Genomic DNA, 21,371 nt, shown 5'->3' with positions numbered 1-21,371 from the left:
TGCGGGTAGAAGCTTGGCTGCAAAACCGCGCATAAGCGGGCAAATCGGCTGTGAGCTAACTGGCCAGTCTGAATTCAGCGGTTTTGCAGAGGATCCCTAAGATAGATTTCCAAAAATTACTCCGATGAAGACAATGGCTTTGTTCGGGTGCGTAATTTCAACAATGTGCATCAATACAACTTGCGGCTGCGCGCTGCTCCTATCCATACCACGCGGTGGGTTGGGTCCAACACTATCAGTCGACGAAGAAGCTGATTGCGGCTCTGGGCCCTTTCGAGACCTGTAAAAAAGCGACTCTAAGCCTTAGCCTCCCTGCCCGGCCCCCTCAGCGGGGTGTGGATCAATATCCACCACCAGCCGATCGGGCTCGACCAGCGCATCGAGGTGCTTGCAGGCCCATTTGCTGTGGCCATCGATGCCGGCCACCGTGTGGCCGTCGGCAATCACATTGCCGTGCTCGACCAGGTAGACGCTGGTATTGAACACAAAGCGTGAGACTTCGGCGGGGTCCATCTCGGAGAACAGCAGCTGCACATCGGGCACGCCAAAGGTGGCGCCGCCCAGGCTGTCCATCAGCATCTCGCCGGGGCGGTTGCTGATGTTGAAAAAGCGCACATTGACGACGCCGTAGTAGACAAAGCCTTCGGCATGGGCCTGCAGATAGCGCTGCGGGTTCAGCAGGCAGCCGGCATTGGTCTGGCTGATGGCAGTGACGCCCCCGTTCTCGATCAGCACATGCATGACCGCTTGCAGGATCTCCAGCCGCTCGGGCACAGAAAGGCCTCTACCCATGAACTCGCTCACCAGCACGCAGTGCTGGCACTGGGCCAGCGCGCTTTCCTTTTCGGGCCAGTCCCAGGTCTGCTCCAGCGCGCTGGCGTAGTCGGTGGGCGCCATCGGCTCGCCTGCGCGGATGATTGCGACCTCGCTGGGCACACCCTTTTTGTCGCTGTAGTCCACACAGTAGTCGCGCAGCGCCAGCAAGATGGTGTCGCCATCTGCGACCAGGTCCACCGCCCCCAGGCGCTCGGCCAGCGCGGCGCGCAGGGTTTCGCCATCCAGCATCGCGGGGTGGGCGTAGAGAGCCTCAAAGGCCCACATATCGGGGGCCATGCGGAGCTCGGGATTCGGTGGTGCCATGGTGCGCTCTCGGGCAGTGAAGATAGCCTGCATCTTGCCATGGCGCGCCCAGGTCTTGTCACCTCGGCTTTACCGGACAGGCCTAAGATGGCGCCACTCAGTGGAGCAAAAAATGGATAACAGCGATCTGGAATATGTCGGCTTTTGGGCGCGCGTCGGGGCAGCTTTGATCGACACGGTGGTGTTGCTCGTCATCATCACACCGGCCCTGGTGGCGATATACGGCTGGGACTACTTCATGGCCGAAGGCCTGGTGCAGGGCCCCGCCGATGTGCTGATCAGCTGGGTGCTGCCCGCAGTGGCCTGCATCTGGCTGTGGCACAAGCTGCGGGCCACGCCGGGCAAGATGCTGATAGGGGCCGAGATAGTGGATGCCGAGACGGGAGAGGCGATGGGCCTGGGCCAATCGGTGGTCCGCTACCTCGGCTATTTTGTGTCCATCGTGCCGCTGTGCCTCGGCCTCATCTGGGTGGCCTTTGACCCGCGCAAGCAGGGCTGGCACGACAAGATCGCCGGCACCGTGGTGGTGCGCCGCAAGGGTGGGCGCACCCAGCCCGTGCAGTTCAAGGGATCACCTCGCGAGCAAGGCTGACCCGCATCTGGGGCCAGCCCCTGGTCTTAGTCCAGGTGGGTCAGCAGATGCAACCAGAAGCGCGCCCGCATCTCCAGGGTGGACACCAGGATGTGCTCATACACCGTGTGCGCGCCGTCGCCATCGGCTCCCAGGCCATCGAGTGATGGCACGCCCATGGCCGAGGTGAAGTTGGCATCGCTGCCGCCGCCGGTAGGGGGCGCTTCTTCCAGCGCAAAGCCGGCTTCGCGGGCTGATTGCTGGGCCTTGGCCAGCAGCGCTTCGGCGCGGGCGTCCTTGACCATCGGGGGGCGGTTCACTTCGACATCGATATCGAGCGTCATGCCCTCGCCCACGGGGCGCAGCGCACGCATCTTGCCCACCAGCTCATCGGCCGCCTGCAGATCGGGCAGGCGGAAATCGACCACGCATTTGCAGAAGGCCGGCACGGTGTTGGTGGTGGTGCCGCCTTCGATGGTGCCCACGCTCACGGTCACACCCCTCTGGTAGTCGGTCATCGCTTCGAGCGCCAGGATCTGGTGCGCCATCTCGCGGATCGCGCTGCGGCCCTTGTCATGGGCCACACCCGCATGCGATGCCAGGCCCTTGACGCCCAGGCGCAGCATGCCGGTGCCCTTGCGGGCGGTGACGCAGCGGCCACCGTTGGCGCGGGCAGGTTCGGCCACCAGGCAGTAGCGGGCATGGCGGGCAAAGGCCTCGATGTGCTTGCGCGATGCGTGGCTGCCGGTTTCCTCGTCGGGCACGACCAGCAGGTCCACCGGCAGCGGCGTGCTGCCCGGCGTGGCCACGGCGCTCATCGCGGTCAGTGCCAGGTAGATGCCAGCCTTCATGTCGTAGCCGCCGGGGCCATAGAGGCGGTCGCCTTCGATGCGGATCGGGTTGTCGGCCAGCATGCCGATGGGGTGCACGGTGTCCGAGTGGCCCAGGATCAGCAGGCCTTCACGGGTGTCGCCCTCGGCGCGGTTGGTGATGTGCAGCACGGGCAGCACCGGGCCCAGCCCTTGCTTGCCTTCGGCCTGGGTCTCGATCACCGTGGCGCGCAGGCCAGCGGCGGCGGCCTGGGCACGCATCATCTCGACCATGCGGGCGATCGAGGCGGGGTTGTTCGATGGCGATTCGCAGCGCATCCATTCCGAGATGCCATCCACCAGTTGTTGCGTTGTTGCTTGCATCGTTGTTCCTTGGGTCTTGTCGAAAAGTGATAGGAGATCAGGCGGTGACCCGGCCGGCCCAGGGGGCCAGCCAGTCCGCATCGGGCATGCGCCCTTCAAACCATAGGTGGGCGCAGACATGGCTCATGGCCTCGCCGTCATGGCCGATGCCGGCGACCTCATGCAGTTGCCAGGCCAGCGGCAGCCCCAGCCGGTCTGCCGCCTGCTGGCCCGCTGCGTAGTAGTGGTGGGCGCGGGCAAAGCGGTGCGGGCCCTGGCGCAGTGCGGCGGGCTCGGCCGGCAGGTTCGGGTCCTGGGTATCGGTGTCGCGGTCGCCCGCCAAAATGACCAGTGGGATGCGCAGCAGCTGGGCCAGCGCCCCATCGGCCAGGCCAATGCCGGCCAGGCCTTGCGGAAAGTCCTGCTGGGCATCGGGCAAGGTGTACCAGCCCGGGTTGCCCGCCGCCACGCCGGCAAAGCCGGCAGCACCCAAGGTGCTGGCCAGCCGGTGCACAAACTGGCCGCCGGCCGAATGGCCAAACAGGTAGAGCGGCTGCTGCTGCACCACCCCGGCATCGCGCAGCTGCTGGGCCAGGTTCATCACCGCCTGGTAGGCCCAGTAGTCACGCGGCTGCAGGTCGCCCTCTTCGCTCCAGACGCTGCCGTTGTTGTAGCTCTCCACGCCCGGCCAGTGCTCGTTGCCAAAGGTCGGCGCAATGATCTGCAGGCCGTAGCGGTCGGCCGCAGGCATCCAGAAGTCGCGGTAGTCGTCGCCATTGCGCAGCACGCCATGCTGCACCAGCACCACCGGTGCATCGGCGGCCAGGCCCTCGGGGCGGTAGCAGTTCAGGGTGATCGGCAGGTAGAGCGCGCCGTCGCCGGCTTGCCAGTCGATGGCAAAACGGCCGTGCTGCTGGGTAAAGCGTTGCCAGTCCATGCGGTGGTTTCCTCTGTGCGCGTCCAACGGGTCAGTCCAACAAATGGCAGGCGGTCACATGGCCGGCTGACGTCTCGCGCAGGCGGGGCACCTCCTGCTTGCAGCGCTCCATTGCATGCGGGCAGCGCGGGTGAAAGGTGCAGCCCGGTGGCGGGTTCAGCGGTGAGGGGATCTCGCCCTTGATCGGCGTGAAAACGCGCTTGCGCCGGCCCACATCGGGCACCTCGGCCAGCAGCGCCTGGGTGTAGGGGTGCTGGGCCTGGCCAAAGATCTCGGCCGTGGGCGCCATCTCCACAATCTTGCCCAGGTACATGATGGCCACCTTGTCGGAGATGTGGCGCACCACGCCCAGGTCATGGCTGATGAAGAGGTAGGTCAAGCCGCGCTGGGCGCGCAGGTCCATGAACAGGTTGATTACCTGGGCCTGGATGGACACATCGAGCGCGGCCACCGGCTCATCGCAGACCAGGAACTCCGGCGTCACCATCAGCGCACGGGCAATGCCGATGCGCTGGCGCTGGCCGCCCGAGATCTGGTGCGGCAGGCGCGCGCGGTACTCACTGGCCAGGCCCACCTCGGCCAGCGCGGCATCGACGCGGCCGGGCACCTCGGCCGCAGGGGCTAGCTTGTGCACATGCAGTGCCTCGCCCAGGATCTGGTGCAGCTTCTGGCGCGGGTTGAGCGAGGCCTGCGGGTCCTGGAACACCATTTGCACGCCCAGGGTGTAGGCGAGCTTGTCCTGGCCGCCCAGGCCGCTCACATCCTGGCCCTTGTAGAGCAGTTGGCCTTCGGTGGCGGGGTGCAGGCCGGCCACCACGCGGCCCAGCGTGGATTTGCCGCAACCGGATTCGCCCACCAGGCCCAGCACCTCGCCCTTGGCGATCTGCAGGTTGACGCCGTTGACGGCATGCACAGTGCGCGTCTGCGCGGGCTGCCGGGCGACGGCGCCGACGATTTTCTGCAGCAGATCGGGCGCGCTGACAAAGCGCTTGTGCACATCGCGCAGTTCAATCACAGGGGTAGTCATCGCGGTCATGCGGCAGGTGCCTCCAGCGGTACAAAGCAGCGGAATGCGCGGCCGGGAATGGTAGTGACGGGGGGCTGCTCATCAACGCAACGCGGGGTGGCGCGGCCGCAGCGCGGCGCAAAGGCGCAGCCGGGCACGCGGCCCGACAGGCTGGGCGCCATGCCATTGATCTGCGTAAGCCGCTCGCCCGGTGTGGCCTGGGCCGGCAGCGAATTGAGCAGGCCCTGGGTGTAGGGGTGGCGCGGTGCATCGAGCACCTCGGCGACGGTGCCGGTCTCGACAATGCGGCCGCCATACATCACGGCCACCCGGTCGGCCAGCTCGGCGATCACGCCCAGGTCGTGGGTGATCCAGATCAGTGCCGTGCCCTGGGCCTGGCAGATCTGCTGCATGCGGTAGAGGATCTGGCCCTGGATGGTGACATCCAGCGCCGTCGTGGGCTCGTCGCAGATGATCAGGTCGGGGCGGTTGAGCATCGCAATCGCAATCGCCACGCGCTGGCGCATGCCGCCCGAGAACTCATGCGGGTAGCTGCGCAGGCGCTTCTCCGGCGCGGGGATGCCGACCATCGCCAGCGCCTCCACGCAGCGCTGCAAGGCCTGCGCCTTGGGCAGCTTCTGGTGCGCGTCGATGGCTTCGAGCATCTGCTCTTCGATGCGCAGCACCGGGTTGAGCGTCATCAGCGGGTCCTGGAAGATCATCGCGATGCGGTCGCCGCGCAGCTTGCGCATGGACTCGGCTGACAACTCGCGCAGGTCCTGGCCCTTGAACAGCACCCGGCCTTGGGTGACTTCACCGGGGGCATCGATCATGCCGAAGATGGAGAAACCGGTGACCGACTTGCCCGAGCCGGATTCACCGACCAGGCCCAGAATCTCACCCGCCTCCAGGCGGATATCGATGTCGCTGACGGCGGGCCAGGCGCCCTCTTCGGTGTGGAACACCGTCTGCAGATCTTGTACTTCAAGCAAAGGGATAGTCATTACTTCCTCGGGTCCAGAGCTTCACGCAGGCGGTCGCCGATCAGGTTGATCGACAGGATCAGGGCCAGCAGCGCCAGGCCGGGGAACATGCTGATCCAGTAGTCACCCGACATCAGGTACTGAAAGCCGTTGGCAATCAGCAGGCCCAGGGAGGGTTCGGTAATCGGCACCCCCACTCCCAGGAAGGACAGGGTGGCTTCGAGCACGATGGCATTGGCAATCTGGATGGTGGCGAACACCATCACCGGGCCCATGCAGTTGGGCAGCAGGTGGCGCGTCATGATGCGCCAGCCGGGAAAGCCCAGGTTCTTGGCCGCCTCGATGTATTCCTTCTTGCGCTCCTGCAAGGCACGGCCGCGCATGATGCGGGCGTAATGCGCCCACTGCACCATCACGATGGCGATCACCACCTTGTCCACGCCCCGGCCCAGAATGGCCAGCAGCACCAGCGCCACCAGGATGGTGGGAAAGCCGAGGATGAAGTCGACGATGCGCATCAGCACGGTATCGACCCAGCCGCCAAAATAGGCCGCGACCAGGCCGACGAGACTGCCGATGATGGTGGCGAGCACCACGGCGCTCAGGCCCACCATCAGGCTGATGCGCAGGCCGTGCAGGATGGCCGAGAGCATGTCACGGCCCTGGTCGTCGGTGCCCAGCCAGTAGGTCATGCCCGAAGCAGCTTCGGACATCGGCTTGAGGCGGCCGTCCATCAGGTCGAGCGCGCCCAGGTCATAGGGGTTTTGTGGCGACAGAAACGGCGCCAGCAGCACCACGGCCAGCAGCAGCACGAGGGCGATCACAGCCCCTTTGACGGACGGTTTGCTGCGCAGTTTCTTCAAAATGGCACGCCGCTGGGGCGTGTCTTGCAGGGGCTGAGCCCGCTTGCTGGGATCGATGGTCATCAGGGGTTTGTCGGGCTGCATCATGGGGCCTCCTGCAGCTGTACGCGCGGATCGAGCACCGCATAGGCCAGGTCCACCAGGAGGTTGATCATCACGAAGATGAAGGTGACCAGCATCACATAGGCCACCACCACCGGGCGGTCGAGCTTGTAGATGCTGTCAATCAAAAGCTTGCCCATGCCGGGCCAGGCGAACACGGTCTCGGTGATGGTCGAGTAGGCGATCAGGGTGCCGAACTCCATGCCGATCACGGTGACCACGGGGATCAGGATGTTGCGCAGGATGTGGCGGGTCAGGATGCGGCGCTCGCTGATGCCCTTGGCGCGCGCGAACTTCACATACTCCTGGGTCTTGGCCTCCATCACGCCGGTGGCGGTGAGCCGCAGCACCAGCGCGATATTGCCCAGCGCCAGGTTGATGGCCGGCAGCATCACATGGCTCCAGCCATCGGCGGTGAACAGCGACAGCGGCACGCCCAGCACATTGACCGTGTCACCCCGGCCCGAAGAGGGCAGCCACTGCAGCCAGACGGCGAACATCAGTATCAGCATCATGCCCTGCCAGAAGTTGGGCAGCGAAAAGCCCAGCACCGAGCCGCCCATCAGGCCCCGGCCCAGCGGCCTGTCGTTGAACAGGCCGGCAATCAGGCCCAGCGGAATGCCGAGCAGGCAGGTCAGGCCGATGGCGACCACGACCAGCTCGAAGGTGGCCGGAAAGCGCTGCACGATCAGCTCGATCGCGGGGATGCCATGCACAAAGGAGGTGCCCAGGTCACCCTGGAAGGCGCGGGTGAGAAAACTCCAGTACTGCAGCCAGACCGGCAGGTCCAGCCCCAGGCGCTTGATCATCGCCTGGCGGTCTGCATCGCTGGCCTCGGCGCTCACCAGCAGCTCGATGGGGTCGCCCACCGCGTAGACCGCCATGAACACCACCAGCGAGACCGCCAGCAGCACCAGAAAACTTTGCACCATGCGGCGCAGGATATAGACGATCACATTACGTCCTCAAAATTAGAATGCCATGCGCTGTCACCTGCATGGTTGCCGCCCTCTGTGGAGTCTTTTCATCGTGGGGCGTACAAAATCACAAAGCCCGCATGGCCCCACCACTGGAGCTGGATGCGGGCCCTGCCAGGGACCGGGCCTGTTTGGCGCCCGGTGTGGCACCAGCTGTCTATTTCGGTTTGACCGACATCGCCAGCGTGTACTGGTCGCGTCGGCCTTCGTAGCTCAACCCTTTCTTGAATGCCCAGATGCTGCTCTCGAAGTGCAGCGGAATCAGCGGTACGTTGGCCAGCGCAATCTGCGTGGCCTGCTGGTAGGCGGCCTTGCGCGCGCTCGCATCCATCTGCGCCATTGCGGGCACAAACACCTGGTCAAACGCGGGCAGGCTAAAGCCGCCGTAGTTGCTGGTGCCCAGGCCCTTGTCCTTGTCGGTGGTGGCCACCCAGTACTGGAACAGGCCCGAGGCCTCGCCGTTCTCCGACGGCCAGCCGCCCATCGCAAAGCTGAACTCGCGCTTGGCCCGCTTGGGGAAATAGATGGCAGCGGCTTGCGCATCCACCGTGGTCTTGATGCCAATGCGCGTCAGGTACTGGGCCACCGCCTGCGCGATCTGGCCGTCGTTGATGTAGCGGTCGTTGGTGGTGGTCAAGGTCAGCTCAAAGCCTTGCGGGTAACCGGCCTCGGCCAGCAGCTTCTTGGCGCCTTCGGGATCGAACTTGATCTCGGCGGGCTTGTCGAGGCTGCCGAACATGCCCGTTGGCATGTACTGGTTGGCCACGGTGGCCATGCCATCCATCAGCCGCTGCACGATGGCCTTGCGGTCAATGGCCATGTTGATGGCCTGGCGCACGCGCAAATCCTGCAGCGGGTTCTTGCCATCGGCGGCCTTGGCAAACGGGCTTTGTGCGCGGCCGGCGTCCGGCTGGAAGAAGATCAGGCGGGTGGACGGCGTCGCGACAAAGTCGAGCTTGCTGTTGTCCTTGATGCGTGGCAGGTCGCGCGCAGCCGGGCTTTCGATGACATCGTAGTCCCCGGACATCAGCCCGGTCAGGCGCGGGCCGGCATTGGGCACCGGCACCATCTTGACGCTCTTCCAGTGCGGCTTGCTGCCCCAGTAGGCTTCGTTGCGCTCCATCTCGATACCGGTTCCCTTGACATAGGACTTGAGCTTGTACGGGCCCGTGCCGATGGACAGCTTGCCGGTGTTGAAATCGGCCACCGTGGGCCAGGGCGAAGTGACGCCGCAGCCCTCCTTGGGGGCAAAGCGCAGCTTGTCGAACTTGGCGATGCCGCTCCAGATGATGGGCAGCGAACGCGCCAGCTCATTGGGCATCGTCGGGATGGGCCGCTCGCTCTTGATGATGACGGTGTAGTCATCGGGCGTCTGCACATCGCTGAAGCTCTGGGCCGGCTCCATGTAGGAGCGCGAGACATTGGTCTCGTTGTTCAGCACGCGGCACAGGGTGAACAGCACGTCCTTGGAGGTGAAGGGCTCGCCATTGGAGAACTTCACGCCCTGGCGCAGTTTGAGCTCCCAGGTGTTGTCATCGACGGCGCGCCAGGACTGGGCCAGGCCCGGGATCAGCTCCATCTGCGCATTGCGGTTGATCAGCGACTCGAAGATATGGGCCGAGAACGCGTCGTTGGTGGTGACCTTGTGGTAATGCGGGTCAGCGGCGGTGGGCTCGGAGGCGAGGCCGATGGTCAGCGACTGGGCGGCCGCCATGCCCGCAGGCAGAGCGAGCGCAGCCAGACTGGCCAGCGACAAGGGTGTGCGGCGCGAGATCTTCTTGGTAGACACAGGTCGTTCCTCCTTGGTTAAAAGCCTCGTAGGGCAATGCAAGTGCCGTGCCACTACGTATTTCTCATCGCCCACGCCGGGGTGCAGGACCCCGGCTGCCGCAAGCACTTTGCTTACTTGGCGGGCTTGACCGATGTGGCCAGCGTGTACTGGTCGCGGCGGCCTTCGTAGCTCAGCTCTTTCTTGAAGGCCCAGATGCTGCTCTCGAAGTGCAGCGGGATCAGCGGCACGTTGTCCAGCGCGATCTGCGTGGCCTGCTCCAGCATGGCCTTGCGCTTGACCGGGTCCACCGTCTTCGCAGCCGGGATGTAGACCTTGTCGAAATCGGTGTTGCTGAAAGCGCCGTAGTTGCTGGTGCCCAGGCCCTTGGGCGAATCGGTGCTGGTCACCCACAGCTGGAACAGGCCCGAGGCTTCGCCGTTTTCCGACGGCCAGCCACCCATCGGGAAGCTGAACTCACGCTTGGCGCGCTTGGGGAAGTAGATCGAGGCGGTCATCGCATCGACCTTGGTCTTGATGCCGATGCGGGTCAGGTACTGCGCGACGGCCTGCGAGATCTGCGCATCGTTCATGTAGCGGTCGTTCGTCGACGACAAGGTCATCTCGAAGCCATTGGGGTAGCCGGCTTCGGCCAGCAGCTTCTTGGCGCCTTCGGGGTCGAACTTGATCTCGGGGGCCTTGGCCAGGCCGCCAAACATGCCATCGGGCATGTACTGGTAGGCGGGGGTGGCCATGCCGTCCATCAAGCGCTGCACGATGGCCTTGCGGTCGATCGCCATGTTGATGGCCTTGCGCACGCGCAGGTCCTGCAGCGGATTCTTGCCGTCGGGGGCGGTCACGAACGGCGACTTGTCGCGGCCGATATCGGGCTGGAAGAACACCAGGCGGGTGGACGGCGTGGCCACAAAGGCCAGCTTCTTGTCTTCCTTGATGCGGGCCAGGTCGCGGGCGGCCGGGTTCTCGATCAGGTCGTAGTCACCGGACATCAGGCCGGTCAGGCGCGGGCCGGCGTTGGGCACGGCCACCATCTTGACGGTCTGCCAGGCAGGCTTGGGACCCCAGTAGCCGTCATTGCGCTCCAAGGTGATGGCATTGCCCTTCACATAGGACTTGAGCTTGAAGGGGCCCGTGCCAATCGCCATCTTGCCGCTGTTGAAGTCGGCCACCGTGGGCCATGGGCCTTTGTAGCCGCAGCCTTCCTTGGGGGCGAACTTGAGCTTGTCGTGCTTGATGATGCTGCTGGAGATGATGGGCAGGTTGCGCGCAAACTCGGCCGGAATCAGTGGCACGGGCTCGGCGGTCTTGACGATCACGGTCAGGTCATCGGGGGTCTGCACATCGGTGATCAGCTTGGTCGTATCCATGTACGACTGCGAGACATTGGTCTCGTTGTTCAACGTGCGGCAGATGGTGAACAGCACGTCCTGCGAGGTGAAGGGCGCACCGTTGGAGAACTTCACATCCTTGCGCAGCTTGAACTCCCAGGTCAGGTCGTCCAGGTTCTTCCACGAGGTGGCCAGCGAGGGCACCAGCTCCATGCTGGCGGTACGGCCCACCAGCGAGTCATAGACATGCGCCGAGAACGAGTCGTTCGTCGTCATCTTGTGGTAGTGGGGATCGGCCGCTGTGGGCTCGGAGGCCAGCGCAATGGTCAGGTGTTGGGCGTGGGCTGCGCCAATGAGCGAGGCACCCACCAGCGCCAGGGCGCGCTTGTTCAATGCGAAATTCATGTCTGTCCTTGGGATCTTGGCTAGCGCTGCCAGCAGGCAGCGCTTTCGAACCGGGAAGCAAGACCATCGCGCACCAGCGCGCGCCATCGTCCGCAGCCGGAAAGCCTGCGAATTCTCACACGAAATGACATCTGCTCACGCTCACGCAGCCCGTGAAAAGTGGGCATTTACCCCAATAAAACAAGGAGATGGGCGATCTTTTGCTGACATTGTTCGTGCAGCACACAATGTTATGCAAGCTGCGCAACAATGCGATCCCTGCGGGTGGGAAAATCCAGCACGCGCACTGCCCTCTGATCGGTACGATGCGCATCCACCCGCCCCCTGCCAATACGCTTTCCAACCCCTATGCGCCGCCGCCTTTTTTTGGCCTCCAGCCTGTTTGCCGCCAGCCTGCTGGCCGCCTGCTCCTTGCTTGCCCCACCCAGCTACACCCTGTCTGCCGCTGAGCTGCAGACCATCGTGGCCAAGTCCTTCCCCCGCTCCTATCCGCTGCTCGGCCTCTTGCAGCTCGATGTGCAGGCGCCCAGCCTGCAGCTGCTGCCCGAGACCAACCGCATCCAGGCGACGATGCGCGCCGAGATGTCGGGCAAGGTGCTGCCCCACCGCCTGGACGGCACCATGGTGCTGGACTTTGCACTGCGCTACTCGCCGGCCGACCACAGCCTGCGTGCCACCCAGGTGCAGGTGCAGTCGCTGCAGATGACCGGCCTGCCCGAGGCGATGGAGGTGATGCTGCAGGCCTACGCGCCGCGCGCGGCCGAGCATGCGATGGAGGATGTGGTGGTGCACACCTTGCGCCAGGAGGACCTGGAGCGCCTGGACAATGCCGCCGAGCTGCCTGCCACCTTCCAGGTGACGGCCGAGGGCCTGCGCATCGAATTTGTGAAGCCCCAGGACGCGAAGTAGGCCGACAGGCCCGCGCCCAATCTGCTTTATGCTGCTGGCAAGGCGCATACCTGCAAGCCGCCTGCATATCGTCTGGAGATTCCCATGAGCACCCTCGCCGATTTCAGTATTACCCGCAAATGGCCGGCCACCCGGCCTGATCTGCTGCAGCTGTATTCGCTGCCCACGCCCAATGGCGTCAAGGTCTCCATCCTGCTCGAAGAGCTGGGCATGCCCTATGAAGTGCACAAGATCAGCTTCGAGAGCAACGACCAGACCTCGCCGGAATTTGTCGGCACCTTCCCGAACAACAAGATCCCGGCCATCATCGACCCCAATGGTCCCGGCGGCCAGGCGATTGCACTGTTCGAGTCCGGCGCCATCATGGTCTACCTGGCCGAGAAGACCGGCATGTTCCTGCCGCAGGACCCCGTCAAGCGCTACGAGACCCTGCAGTGGCTGATGTTCCAGATGGGCGGCATCGGCCCGATGTTTGGCCAGGTCGGTTTCTTCAACATCTTTGCCGGCAAGGATTTTGAGGACAAGCGCCCCCTGACCCGCTATGTGGACGAATCCAAGCGCCTGCTGACCGTGCTGAACAAGCACCTGGCCGGCAAGGAATGGGTGGCCGGTGACACCTACACGATTGCCGATATCGCCATCTTCCCCTGGATTCGAAACATGATCGTGCGCTACAACGCCGAGGCCCTGATCGGCTGGGGCCAGTACCCCGAAGTCAGCCGCGTGCTCAGCCACTGGCTGCAGCGCCCGGCCGTGCAGCGCGGTTTGCTGATCCCCTGATCGGCTGAATCTTTAAGCAAAAAATGCCAGCCCGAGGGCTGGCATTTTGCTGGGTGGCCGATGCTTAGAGGGCGGCGCTGACGATGATTTCGACCAGCAACTCTGGGCGCGCCAGCTTGGCTTCGCAGGTCGCGCGGGTGGGCATATTGGCCTTGTCGGCCCATTCGCCCCAGACCTGGTTCATGCCGGCAAAATCCTTGTCGATGTCCTTGAGCCAGATCTGCACGGTGAGCAGGCGCGACTTGCTGGTGCCGGCTGTTTTCAAGTAGCCGTCGATCTTGGCCAGCACGTCGCGGGTCTGGGCGCCAATGTCGCCCGAGATGTCGCCAGCGGTGACGCCGGCCACATAGACCACGCCGCCGTGTACAACGATGCGGCTGAGGCGTTCATTGCTGTCGATACGTTGGATGTCGTTGCTCATCATTTACTCCCTGAGATAAAAATACGACCGCCGCGCTGCTAGGCAGCGGCAAAACGGTCCACACGAAACGCCGAAATCGGCAAGCTGCTGGTGCCCTTAGTCACCAGCTCGGCCACAATGCAGCCGGTCATCGGACTGAGCTCAAAGCCATGGGCAGAGAAGCCAAAGGCATGCACCAGGTTATCAGCACTGGCACTGGGGCTGATGACCGGAATCTCGTCGGGCATAAAGCCCTCGATACCGGTCCAGGCCCGTGCAATGCTCACATCGCGCAGATGCGGGAACAGGTCGATCACCGTCTGCGCGCTCTTGGGCATGCGGTTGAGGTCGACCATCGCATGGCGTTGGCTGGCATCGGCCTCGCAGCGCAGGCCGCCGCCAATCAACACCGTGCCATTGTCGAACTGCTTGAACGACAGCGGCCGGCCCATGGCGCCCAGCACCGGTTTGACAAAGGGCGCCACGCGCTGGGTCACCATCAGCATCAGACCGCCCGCCACCATCGGCACCGGGTCGCCCACCTGCGCGGCAAAATCTGCCGCCCAGGCACCCGCGGTGTTGACCAGCCAGGGCGCATGGAACGCGCCCTGCGCGGTGCTCGCCTGCCACATTCCGGCCTGGTGGTCCACCTGCAACACTGGGGCCTGCTCGACGATCTGCACGCCCAGCTTCTCTGCCGCCAGGCGGTAGGCCGTCGCCACCTTGTAGGGCAGCGCATAGCCATCGCGGTCGGCCCAGATGCCGCCCACCACATGGGGCGAGATGCTGGGCACCAACTCGCGCACCTGCTGCTGGTCCACCCATTGCTCATGGAAAAAGCCCAGGCCGTTGAGCATGGCCACGCGCGCCTTGGCCTTGATCTCGTCGGCCTCGTTCTCGGCGACCTGCAGCTGGCCCGAGGGCACAAAGCCGCCATCGCTGCCGATGATGTCGGCCAGGCGATGCCAGAGCTGCTCGCGTGCCGCCAGCGCCAGCGGGATCTCGGCCACATGGCGGCCCAAGGTGCGCACGCCGCCGGCATTGACGCCCGAGGCATGGCGGCCGCAGTACTCGGCCTCGATCAGGCGCACACGCAGGCCTGCCTTGGCCAACTGGAAGGCGCTGGACAGGCCCTGCAGGCCGCCCCCGATCACCAGCACATCGCTGCTGCCCGATGCCGGGTTTACCAGGGCAACCATGTCACACGCCTGCGGCCAGCTGGGCCAGCGACAGCGATTTGAGTGGCGGACGGATGCGGTAGTAGCCCACCTCCTGCGGCGGCAAATTGGCTTCCTTGGCGATGATCTCGGTCACCGTCAAACCGCATTGGCGGCCCTGGCAGGGGCCCATGCCACAGCGGCTGAAGGACTTGGTCTGGTTCGGGCCCACGCAGCCCAGCTGCACCTGCTCGCGGATCGCGCCTGCGGTTACCTCTTCGCAGCGGCAGACCACGACCTCGTCGGCCGGAATGCGGAACTCGTCCTTGGGCCGGTACTGCTGGTTCAGGAAGGGGCGGATGCGCAGATGCTGGGCGATCTGGGCGCGCTGCTGGGCACCGTCTTCGCTGGTGCCAAAGCCCAGGCTGTTGGCCACGCCAATACCGGCGAGCGCGCCCTGCATCTCGGCCACCAGCGCGCCGCCAATGCCGGCGCCGTCACCGGCGATATAGATGCCCGGCAGGCTGGTCTGGCCCCAGCTGTCGAGCACCGGCAGCCAGCACAGCTGCTCATCGTCCCAATGGTGCTCGGCGCGCAAGGACCAGGACACCTGGGTGTTGGGCACCACGCCCTGGTGCAGCAGCACCAGCTCGCAGTCGATCTGCTGGGAGTGGCCCGCGCTGGTAAAGCGCACCTGGCGCACCGCGTCTTCGCCCTCGATGCGCAAGCCGCCCACATCCTTGAAGAACGGAATGCCGGCCGACTTGATCTCGCGCAGCAGCCCCAGGCCCTTGCGCACATAGCCCCAGCCGGCCAGCAGCGACGAGGCATGGCGGATCGCCAGGCGCCAGTCGGTGCCCGCAGACGTATCGAGCACCGCACGGATCTCGACGCCCGCGCGCAGGTACTGCGCCGCCAGCAGGTAGAGCAAGGGGCCGCAGCCGGCCAGCACCACCGGTACCTGGGGCACGACGGCGGCGTTCTTGAGCAAAATCTGGCCGGCACCGGCGGTCATCACCCCGGGCAGGGTCCAGCCCGGCACGGGGAAGGGCCGCTCCATCGCGCCAGTGGCGATCACCAGCGACTTGGTCTCGATGCGTGTGGTGCGGTCATTGCGCAGCACATGCACGGTCTTCTCAGGGTCGATCTGCCAGACCGAAGCGCCGGCCCAGTGGGTCAGGCCACTGGCGCGGACCTGTTCGGCCAGCGATTTGCCGTAGACATAGTCCGCGCCCAGGATGCGCTCGCGCTGGGCATCGGTCTGGGTGATGCTGCGGTAGATCTGGCCGCCCACCTGGGGTTGTTCGTCCAGCAGCAGCACATCCAGGCCGCGCCGCTGGGCCGCCAGGGCCGCTGCCATGCCGGCCGGGCCGGCGCCAATCACGACCAGGTCACGCAGCTGGCTGGGCGCATCGTTCAAAGGGATAGCGGGATTAGACATGCTTGGCCTCCTGCGCATCCAGCACGCTGGGCGCCGCCTGCATGGTGGTCACCTCCATGCCGTCTTCGGGGGTGATCAGGCAGGCCTGCTGGTTGGGCCGGCCGTTGACGTCGACCATGCACTCAAAGCACACGCCCATCATGCAGTAAGGCGCGCGGGCGCCCTGGCCCACGGGCGAGACGCGCACCGCGGTGATGCCGGCTGCCAGCAGGCCAGCGGCCAGGCTGCTGGCGGGCGACATGCGTACCACCGCGCCGTTGACCAGCACCGACACCGTGCCAGCGGCCCCGGCCTGGTGGCCAGGGAGGTATTTGAAAAGGGCTTTAGATGCCATAGGGTTTCACTTCCGTTTCCGGCGTAAATCGTGTCGCGGGGAATGCCTCGATGGCGGCCGGCCGCAGGCCCGTGGCCACCCAGGGGGCGATGCAAAAGACGTGCTGGGCCGCCAGCGTGACGCCGCTGTGGCAGGTCACCGCAAAGGCGCCAGGGTGGCTGTCCGACTCCTGGTACATCGGAAAGCCATCGGGCGACATCACCCGCAGCGCCGCCCAGGTGCGCACCACGCGGGCGTTGGCCAGCACCGGGAAGCACTTGACCGCACGCGCGGCAATCCTGGCGTTCACCGGCACGCGCACCATGTCGTCAAAGCCCAGCTCCTCCATCGAGTCGCCAATCTGCACCGTGCCCTCATCGGTCTGGCGCACATAGTTGGTGGGGTGCGTCAAGAAGGGCTGAACCCGTTCGGTGATGAAGACCTGGCCCTTGTTGGGCCGCACCGGCACAAACATGCCCACCATGGCCGACAGCTGTTGCGTCGCGTGGCCGGCGGCAATCACGATGCGCGGCGCCTGCCAGGCACGCTCGCCGGCGCTGACGTGGAAGATGCCACCGTCTTTGCGGATCGCATCGACCTGCATGCGGTTGTGGATACGCGCGCCCTTGGCGATATTGGCGCTGTAGAGCGCGCGCAGCAGCTTCAAGGGGTTGCAGTGGCCGTCCATCGCCGAATAGGTGGCGCCCGCGACCTCGGGGCCCAGCCCCGGCAGGTGCTCGGCCGCCTCGTCGCGGCTGAGCACCGTGCTGCGGTAGGCGGGGTCGCCCACCTCAGACTCGAGCCAGCGCAGTTTGTCCACGCGCTGGGCCATCTCTTCCTCGCTCAGGCAGATGTGCAGGCCTCCGGGCTGCATCAGCTCGACGTCGATGCCGGTCTGCGCCTGCAGTTCATCGCGCAGCGCAGGCCACTGGCGGGCCGAGCCAAAGCTCCAGCGGGCGTAGTCGGCCATGCCGAAGCCCTTGCCCTGCACCCAGACCAGGCCGAAGTTGCCGCGTGAGGGACGAATCGTGTCGTCCGCACCATCGAGGATCGTGACCGACAGGCCCTGGCGCAGCAACCCGTAAGCCACGGAACTGCCAACCAAGCCTCCTCCAATCACAATGACATCGCTGCTATGTGTGTTGTTGTTCATTTTTTGCTCTCTCAACCTTTGCCAATCAGTACCTTCTCCAGGCCGACGAGCTTGTCCAGGATGACCATCAGCACCAGCGTGCCGACGATCAGCACAGTGGAGACCGAGGTCACCAGCGGATCAATGGTCTGGGCGATGTGGTTGTACATGGCCACGGGAAGGGTCATCGTGCCGGGCGTGGCCACGAACACCGTCATCGTCAGTTCGTCAAAACTCTGGATGAAGGACAGCATCCAGCCGCCGGCGATACCGGCCATCAGCATCGGCACGGTGATGCGCAGAAAGACGGTGCTGCGCGATGCGCCCAGCGACAGGCCGGCATGCTCGATCTCGCGGTTCATGCCGGTGGCAGCCGACAGCACCATGCGCAGCGCATAGGGCATGATGCAGATCACGTGGGTAAACATGAGCCAGAAGAACGAACCCGAGAGCCCCGCGATGTTGAAAAAGCGCAGGAAGGCCGCGCCCAGCACGACGTGGGGAATCATCAGCGGCGACATGAAAAAGGCCATCAGCACCTCGCGGCCGGCAAAGCGGTAGCGGGTGATGGCCAGCGCCGCCGGTACCGCCAGCGCGATCGCGATCGAGGCGGCAGCCAGGCCCAGCTTGGCCGAGAACCAGAAGGCCGACTTGATCTCGGTGGCATCGAGGATGGCACGGAACCAGCGCAGCGACAGGCCATCGGTGGGGAAGGAGATGAAGCCCTTGTCGGTAAAGGCCACCGCCACCACCACGGCCAGCGGCGCCAGGATGAAGGTGATGAAAAGCGCGTGGTAGACCAGCGCCAGAGGACTGTTTTTTTGCATGGCTCAACCCTCGAAAACAGCTTTGAAGCGGCGCTCGATCCAGCGATTGCAGCCCACGATGATGATGATGTTGGCGACCAGCAGTACCACGGCAATGGCAGCGCCCAGCGGCCAGTTCAGGGTGTTGAGGAACTCGTCATAGGCGGCCGTGGCCACCACCTTCAGGCGCCGCCCGCCCAGCAGTGCAGGTGTGGCAAAGGCCGATGCCGACAGCGCGAAGACGATGATGCTGCCCGAGAGGATGCCGGGCAGCAGCTGGGGCAGCACGACACGGCGGAACACGGTGCGCTGGCTGGCACCCAGTGACAGGCCGGCGTTCTCGACCTGGGGGTCGAGCTTTTGCAGCGAGGCCCAGACGGAGATCACCATGAACGGCACCATCACATGCACCATGGCAATCGTCACGCCCGTCATCGTGAAGGCCAGGCGCAGTGGTTCGTCGATGATGTTGAACAGCATCAGGCCCTTGTTGATCAGGCCGTTGTTGCCCATCAGGATGGACCAGCCCAGGGTGCGCACCACCACCGAGATCAGCAGGGGCGCGAGGATGATCAGCAGAAACACACCACGCCAGCGGCCCCGCATGCGCGAGATGATGAGGGTCTCGGGCACGCCCAGCACCACGCACAGCACGGTAACGATGGCCGACATCAGCGCAGTGCGGCCAAAGATCTCCAGGTAGTAGCTGTCGCTGAAGATCTCCAGGTAGTTCTTGAGCGAGTAGACGCTCTGGATGCCTTCCATGCCATTGAAGACATTGAGCGACAGGATGGCGGTCAAGGCCAGCGGCGCCAGCAGCATGGTCACAAAGACCAGCAGGCCGGGGCCGGACATGGCCCAGGGTTTCCAGCGGTTCTTGCTATCCACGGCTGGCCTCCTGCTGGGTCAGCACGCGCACATCGTCGGGGGCCCAGTTCAGCGTGACCTCGTCGCCCTCATGCAGCGCGGCACGCCGCGCATTGGGCAGGCTGATATGGATGTCGCCCAGCGCGGTGCCGACATTGACCACCCACTGGCTGCCCAAAAACAGCAAGGTCTTGATGGTGCCGGGCAGGCCGCCCTGGCCGGCCGGGGCCACCACGATGCGCTCGGGCCGCAGGTAGACCACGACCGGGCCACTGTCCACCGGGCTGGGCGCGCCCAGCACCATGTCGCCAATCTTCACGGTCTCGCGGCTGTGGGCCTGGCCTTCGAAGCGGTTGGTCTTGCCCAGGAACACCGAGGCAAAGTCACAGCTGGGCTTGTCATAGATCTGCTGGGGCGAATCGACCTGGGCGATCTGGCCGTTGTGCATCACCGCGATGCGGTCGCTCATCGTCATCGCCTCGACCTGGTCGTGCGTCACCAAGATGGTGGTGATGCCCAGCTGGCGCTGGATGGCGCGCATCTCGACGTGCATTTCCTGGCGCAGCTTGGCGTCCAGGTTGGACATGGGTTCATCGAGCAGCAGCACCTCGGGCTGGATCGCCAAGGCGCGGGCAATGGCCACGCGCTGGCGCTGGCCACCGGAGAGTTCACGCGGGTAACGGGCGCCGAGCCCATGCAGGCGCACCAGCGCCAGCGCATCCTGAATCCGCTGCTGCACGACATCGCGGCTGAGCTTGCGCATCTCCAGGCCAAAGGAGATGTTCTGCTCGACCGTCATGTGGGGAAAGAGCGCATAGCTCTGGAACACCACGCCCATGCCGCGCTGCTCGGGGCGCAGCTGGGTGATGTCCTTGCCGTCCAGCACAATGCGGCCCTGGCTGGGGTCCAGAAAGCCGGCGATCATCTGCAAGGTGGTTGTCTTGCCGCAGCCCGAAGGGCCCAGCAGCGACACAAACTCACCGCGCTCGACGTCCAGGTGGAAGTCCTTGACGGCAACAAAATCCCCGAACCTCTTGGCAAGGCCCTCGATACGTAGAAAACTCATGTGAAACTCCGGGGCCTGCGGCCCGCGTGGGGCGGCGCGGCAGGCCTGTGTAGGGCGGCTGGCGGCTTAGCACCTATCCATAGCGAAGATGTCGAGGCACCCTTAGCGTTCGACAGTGCGGTTCCAGCGATTGGTCCATTCGGAACGCTTGACGTTGACGATCTTGTAGTCCACGGTCTTCAGCTGGGCGATCTGCTCGGGGCCATAAGGCACTTGCTTGGCGACCTTGTCGTCCAACTTGACCTTGCTGTTCATGGGGCCCCAGGCCTGGGTCTCGGCGAGCGCCGTTTGCGATTCAGGCGTGTAGAGGAACTGCACGAACTTCTGCGCACCGGCCTTGGGCTGCTTCTTGGCAACGGGGCAGACGGAGGTGAACAGCGCAAACGCGCCTTCCTTGGGGTAGACGAACTTCACGGGAAAGCCGGTATCGGCCAGCGCCTTGACGCGGCCGCTGCCCCAGACGCCGATGACGGCATCGCCGTTCTGAAACAGCTCGGTCATCTTGCCCGGCGACGGCTCCCAGGCCAGCACATTGGGGCCCACTTCCTTGATCAGCGCCTGGAAACCGGGGTCGATATTGCTCGCGCTGCCGCCGTTCATCTCGGCAAACATCAGCAAGGTCTGCAGACCGTAGCCGTTGTTGATCGGCGGGATCACGGTCTTGCTCTTGAACTTCTTGTCCTTGAGGTCGTTCCACGACGTGGGTGCGGCCCAGCCGGCCTTCTTGAAGGCCTCTTCGTTGTAGAACAGGCCGGTGGCGATGACGCCCAGGTTCAGCGACTTGTTGCCCGCGGTCTTGGCCATCGGGTAGAGGTCGTTGTAGACCGGTGCGGATTCGATGTCGCCGCAGAAACCGAACTGCACCGCCTGCTCCATCGGGCCGTCATCCATCAGCGCCACGTCGTACTGCGGGTTGTTCTTTTCGGCCTGCAGCTTGGCCAGGGTGTCGGTGGAGTTGCCAGGCACATAGATGACCTTGTTGCCGGTCAGCTTCTCATAGGCGGGAATGATCTTTTGCTTGAAGGCGGTCTCGGTCGAGCCGCCATAGCCACCGACATAGATGTCTTCAGCATGGGCGATGCCAGTGGTGGCAGCAAAGGCAGCAGCCAGGGAGAGAGCCAGACGGGATGCGGTCATCGAAATTACCTCCAGAAAGTAGCGTGAAACCAAGTGGAATTCAATCTGTCTGGTCACCAATGATAGGCATCTGCAGGCAAAATTGAATCGGTG

At 64.6% G+C, this 21,371-nt stretch carries 21 protein-coding genes; 3 read left to right on the top strand and 18 right to left on the bottom strand.

Features of this window, described 5'->3' with window-relative positions; translation table 11 throughout:
• Positions 1–303: 303 nt before the first annotated feature.
• Complete coding sequence (locus DCO45_RS08985) at positions 304–1,140, bottom strand: DUF4261 domain-containing protein (protein WP_165841162.1); 837 nt, start codon at positions 1,138–1,140, stop codon at positions 304–306.
• A 112-nt stretch (positions 1,141–1,252) separates the two neighbouring features.
• Here DCO45_RS08985 and DCO45_RS08980 point away from each other — a divergent pair, with 112 nt between their 5' ends.
• Positions 1,253–1,732, top strand: a complete 480-nt coding sequence (locus DCO45_RS08980) for an RDD family protein (protein WP_116925537.1) — start codon at positions 1,253–1,255, stop codon at positions 1,730–1,732.
• A 26-nt stretch (positions 1,733–1,758) separates the two neighbouring features.
• On the opposite strand, the gene DCO45_RS08975 is transcribed toward DCO45_RS08980, so the two are convergent.
• The 8 genes from DCO45_RS08975 to DCO45_RS08940 all read right to left on the bottom strand — a co-directional run bounded on the left by DCO45_RS08975 (position 1,759) and on the right by DCO45_RS08940 (position 11,270).
• A complete protein-coding gene (locus DCO45_RS08975; protein ID WP_116925507.1) occupies positions 1,759–2,904 on the bottom strand; it encodes a M20 family metallopeptidase in 1,146 nt (381 codons plus the stop codon).
• A 37-nt stretch (positions 2,905–2,941) separates the two neighbouring features.
• Positions 2,942–3,820 carry an alpha/beta hydrolase gene (locus tag DCO45_RS08970; protein ID WP_116925506.1) on the bottom strand — a complete coding sequence of 293 codons (879 nt, stop codon included), beginning with the start codon at positions 3,818–3,820 and terminating at the stop codon, positions 2,942–2,944.
• Positions 3,821–3,851: 31 nt separating this feature from the next.
• Entirely contained in the window at positions 3,852–4,856 is a 1,005-nt protein-coding gene (locus DCO45_RS08965) for an oligopeptide/dipeptide ABC transporter ATP-binding protein (protein WP_116925505.1), read from the bottom strand.
• Entirely contained in the window at positions 4,853–5,830 is a 978-nt protein-coding gene (locus DCO45_RS08960; protein ID WP_021028176.1) for an ABC transporter ATP-binding protein, read from the bottom strand. The genes DCO45_RS08965 and DCO45_RS08960 overlap by 4 nt, the downstream gene beginning before the upstream one ends.
• Positions 5,830–6,756 (bottom strand): ABC transporter permease, encoded by a 927-nt coding sequence (locus DCO45_RS08955; RefSeq protein WP_232539496.1) that lies wholly within the window; start codon positions 6,754–6,756, stop codon positions 5,830–5,832. The genes DCO45_RS08960 and DCO45_RS08955 overlap by 1 nt, the downstream gene beginning before the upstream one ends.
• Entirely contained in the window at positions 6,756–7,730 is a 975-nt protein-coding gene (locus DCO45_RS08950) for an ABC transporter permease (RefSeq protein WP_116925504.1), read from the bottom strand. The genes DCO45_RS08955 and DCO45_RS08950 overlap by 1 nt, the downstream gene beginning before the upstream one ends.
• Positions 7,731–7,908: 178 nt before the next feature.
• Positions 7,909–9,525 carry an ABC transporter substrate-binding protein gene (locus DCO45_RS08945; RefSeq protein WP_116925535.1) on the bottom strand — a complete coding sequence of 539 codons (1,617 nt, stop codon included), beginning with the start codon at positions 9,523–9,525 and terminating at the stop codon, positions 7,909–7,911.
• 128 nt (positions 9,526–9,653) lie between these two features.
• Positions 9,654–11,270 carry an ABC transporter substrate-binding protein gene (locus DCO45_RS08940; protein WP_116925503.1) on the bottom strand — a complete coding sequence of 539 codons (1,617 nt, stop codon included), beginning with the start codon at positions 11,268–11,270 and terminating at the stop codon, positions 9,654–9,656.
• A gap of 348 nt (positions 11,271–11,618) precedes the next feature.
• Between DCO45_RS08940 and DCO45_RS08935 the strand changes: the two genes are divergently transcribed.
• Entirely contained in the window at positions 11,619–12,179 is a 561-nt protein-coding gene (locus DCO45_RS08935; RefSeq protein WP_116925502.1) for a DUF1439 domain-containing protein, read from the top strand.
• Between the two features lie 84 nt (positions 12,180–12,263).
• On the top strand, positions 12,264–12,959 hold the full coding sequence (locus DCO45_RS08930; protein WP_116925501.1) for a glutathione binding-like protein: 696 nt from the start codon (positions 12,264–12,266) through the stop codon (positions 12,957–12,959).
• A gap of 64 nt (positions 12,960–13,023) precedes the next feature.
• Here the strand turns inward: DCO45_RS08930 and DCO45_RS08925 are convergent, their stop codons facing one another.
• The 9 genes from DCO45_RS08925 to DCO45_RS08885 form a co-directional block, all read right to left on the bottom strand.
• On the bottom strand, positions 13,024–13,380 hold the full coding sequence (locus DCO45_RS08925; protein WP_116925534.1) for a RidA family protein: 357 nt from the start codon (positions 13,378–13,380) through the stop codon (positions 13,024–13,026).
• 38 nt (positions 13,381–13,418) lie between these two features.
• Entirely contained in the window at positions 13,419–14,558 is a 1,140-nt protein-coding gene (locus tag DCO45_RS08920) for an FAD-dependent oxidoreductase (protein ID WP_116925500.1), read from the bottom strand.
• Position 14,559: 1 nt separating this feature from the next.
• The gene (locus DCO45_RS08915; protein WP_116925499.1) at positions 14,560–15,957 is read right to left on the bottom strand and encodes an NAD(P)/FAD-dependent oxidoreductase; all 1,398 of its coding nucleotides are present in this window, start codon (positions 15,955–15,957) and stop codon (positions 14,560–14,562) included.
• Positions 15,950–16,291, bottom strand: a complete 342-nt coding sequence (locus DCO45_RS08910) for a (2Fe-2S)-binding protein (protein WP_116925498.1) — start codon at positions 16,289–16,291, stop codon at positions 15,950–15,952. The genes DCO45_RS08915 and DCO45_RS08910 overlap by 8 nt, the downstream gene beginning before the upstream one ends.
• Complete coding sequence (locus DCO45_RS08905) at positions 16,281–17,423, bottom strand: FAD-dependent oxidoreductase (RefSeq protein ID WP_116925497.1); 1,143 nt, start codon at positions 17,421–17,423, stop codon at positions 16,281–16,283. The genes DCO45_RS08910 and DCO45_RS08905 overlap by 11 nt, the downstream gene beginning before the upstream one ends.
• Positions 17,424–17,434: 11 nt before the next feature.
• A complete protein-coding gene (locus tag DCO45_RS08900; protein ID WP_116925496.1) occupies positions 17,435–18,229 on the bottom strand; it encodes an ABC transporter permease in 795 nt (264 codons plus the stop codon).
• Positions 18,230–18,232: 3 nt separating this feature from the next.
• Positions 18,233–19,063: an ABC transporter permease gene (locus tag DCO45_RS08895; protein ID WP_116925533.1), complete on the bottom strand. Its 831-nt coding sequence runs from the start codon at positions 19,061–19,063 to the stop codon at positions 18,233–18,235.
• A gap of 25 nt (positions 19,064–19,088) precedes the next feature.
• A complete protein-coding gene (locus DCO45_RS08890; RefSeq protein ID WP_116925495.1) occupies positions 19,089–20,141 on the bottom strand; it encodes an ABC transporter ATP-binding protein in 1,053 nt (350 codons plus the stop codon).
• Positions 20,142–20,243: 102 nt separating this feature from the next.
• On the bottom strand, positions 20,244–21,278 hold the full coding sequence (locus tag DCO45_RS08885; RefSeq protein ID WP_116925494.1) for an ABC transporter substrate-binding protein: 1,035 nt from the start codon (positions 21,276–21,278) through the stop codon (positions 20,244–20,246).
• Between the last annotated feature and the right edge of the window lie 93 nt (positions 21,279–21,371).

The sequence above is a fragment of the Comamonas sp. JNW genome, from assembly GCF_003105075.1.
GTDB lineage: Bacteria > Pseudomonadota > Gammaproteobacteria > Burkholderiales > Burkholderiaceae_C > Comamonas > Comamonas squillarum.
Note: the sequence above shows the minus strand (reverse complement) of the source record. Positions and strands in the feature narration are given on the sequence as shown.

Bases quoted from the DNA above. Each gene is read 5' to 3' on its own strand.
- DCO45_RS08910 (WP_116925498.1), bottom strand. From the start codon at position 16,291: ATGGCATCTAAAGCCCTTTTCAAATACCTCCCTGGCCACCAGGCCGGG.
- DCO45_RS08915 (WP_116925499.1), bottom strand. From the start codon at position 15,957: ATGTCTAATCCCGCTATCCCTTTGAACGATGCGCCCAGCCAGCTGCGT.
- DCO45_RS08980 (WP_116925537.1), top strand. From the start codon at position 1,253: ATGGATAACAGCGATCTGGAATATGTCGGCTTTTGGGCGCGCGTCGGG.
- DCO45_RS08985 (WP_165841162.1), bottom strand. From the start codon at position 1,140: ATGGCACCACCGAATCCCGAGCTCCGCATGGCCCCCGATATGTGGGCC.
- DCO45_RS08900 (WP_116925496.1), bottom strand. From the start codon at position 18,229: ATGCAAAAAAACAGTCCTCTGGCGCTGGTCTACCACGCGCTTTTCATC.
- DCO45_RS08960 (WP_021028176.1), bottom strand. From the start codon at position 5,830: ATGACTATCCCTTTGCTTGAAGTACAAGATCTGCAGACGGTGTTCCAC.
- DCO45_RS08935 (WP_116925502.1), top strand. From the start codon at position 11,619: ATGCGCCGCCGCCTTTTTTTGGCCTCCAGCCTGTTTGCCGCCAGCCTG.
- DCO45_RS08930 (WP_116925501.1), top strand. From the start codon at position 12,264: ATGAGCACCCTCGCCGATTTCAGTATTACCCGCAAATGGCCGGCCACC.
- DCO45_RS08905 (WP_116925497.1), bottom strand. From the start codon at position 17,423: ATGAACAACAACACACATAGCAGCGATGTCATTGTGATTGGAGGAGGC.
- DCO45_RS08965 (WP_116925505.1), bottom strand. From the start codon at position 4,856: ATGACCGCGATGACTACCCCTGTGATTGAACTGCGCGATGTGCACAAG.
- DCO45_RS08885 (WP_116925494.1), bottom strand. From the start codon at position 21,278: ATGACCGCATCCCGTCTGGCTCTCTCCCTGGCTGCTGCCTTTGCTGCC.
- DCO45_RS08920 (WP_116925500.1), bottom strand. From the start codon at position 14,558: ATGGTTGCCCTGGTAAACCCGGCATCGGGCAGCAGCGATGTGCTGGTG.
- DCO45_RS08940 (WP_116925503.1), bottom strand. From the start codon at position 11,270: ATGAATTTCGCATTGAACAAGCGCGCCCTGGCGCTGGTGGGTGCCTCG.
- DCO45_RS08975 (WP_116925507.1), bottom strand. From the start codon at position 2,904: ATGCAAGCAACAACGCAACAACTGGTGGATGGCATCTCGGAATGGATG.
- DCO45_RS08895 (WP_116925533.1), bottom strand. From the start codon at position 19,063: ATGTCCGGCCCCGGCCTGCTGGTCTTTGTGACCATGCTGCTGGCGCCG.
- DCO45_RS08890 (WP_116925495.1), bottom strand. From the start codon at position 20,141: ATGAGTTTTCTACGTATCGAGGGCCTTGCCAAGAGGTTCGGGGATTTT.
- DCO45_RS08955 (WP_232539496.1), bottom strand. From the start codon at position 6,756: ATGCAGCCCGACAAACCCCTGATGACCATCGATCCCAGCAAGCGGGCT.
- DCO45_RS08970 (WP_116925506.1), bottom strand. From the start codon at position 3,820: ATGGACTGGCAACGCTTTACCCAGCAGCACGGCCGTTTTGCCATCGAC.
- DCO45_RS08925 (WP_116925534.1), bottom strand. From the start codon at position 13,380: ATGAGCAACGACATCCAACGTATCGACAGCAATGAACGCCTCAGCCGC.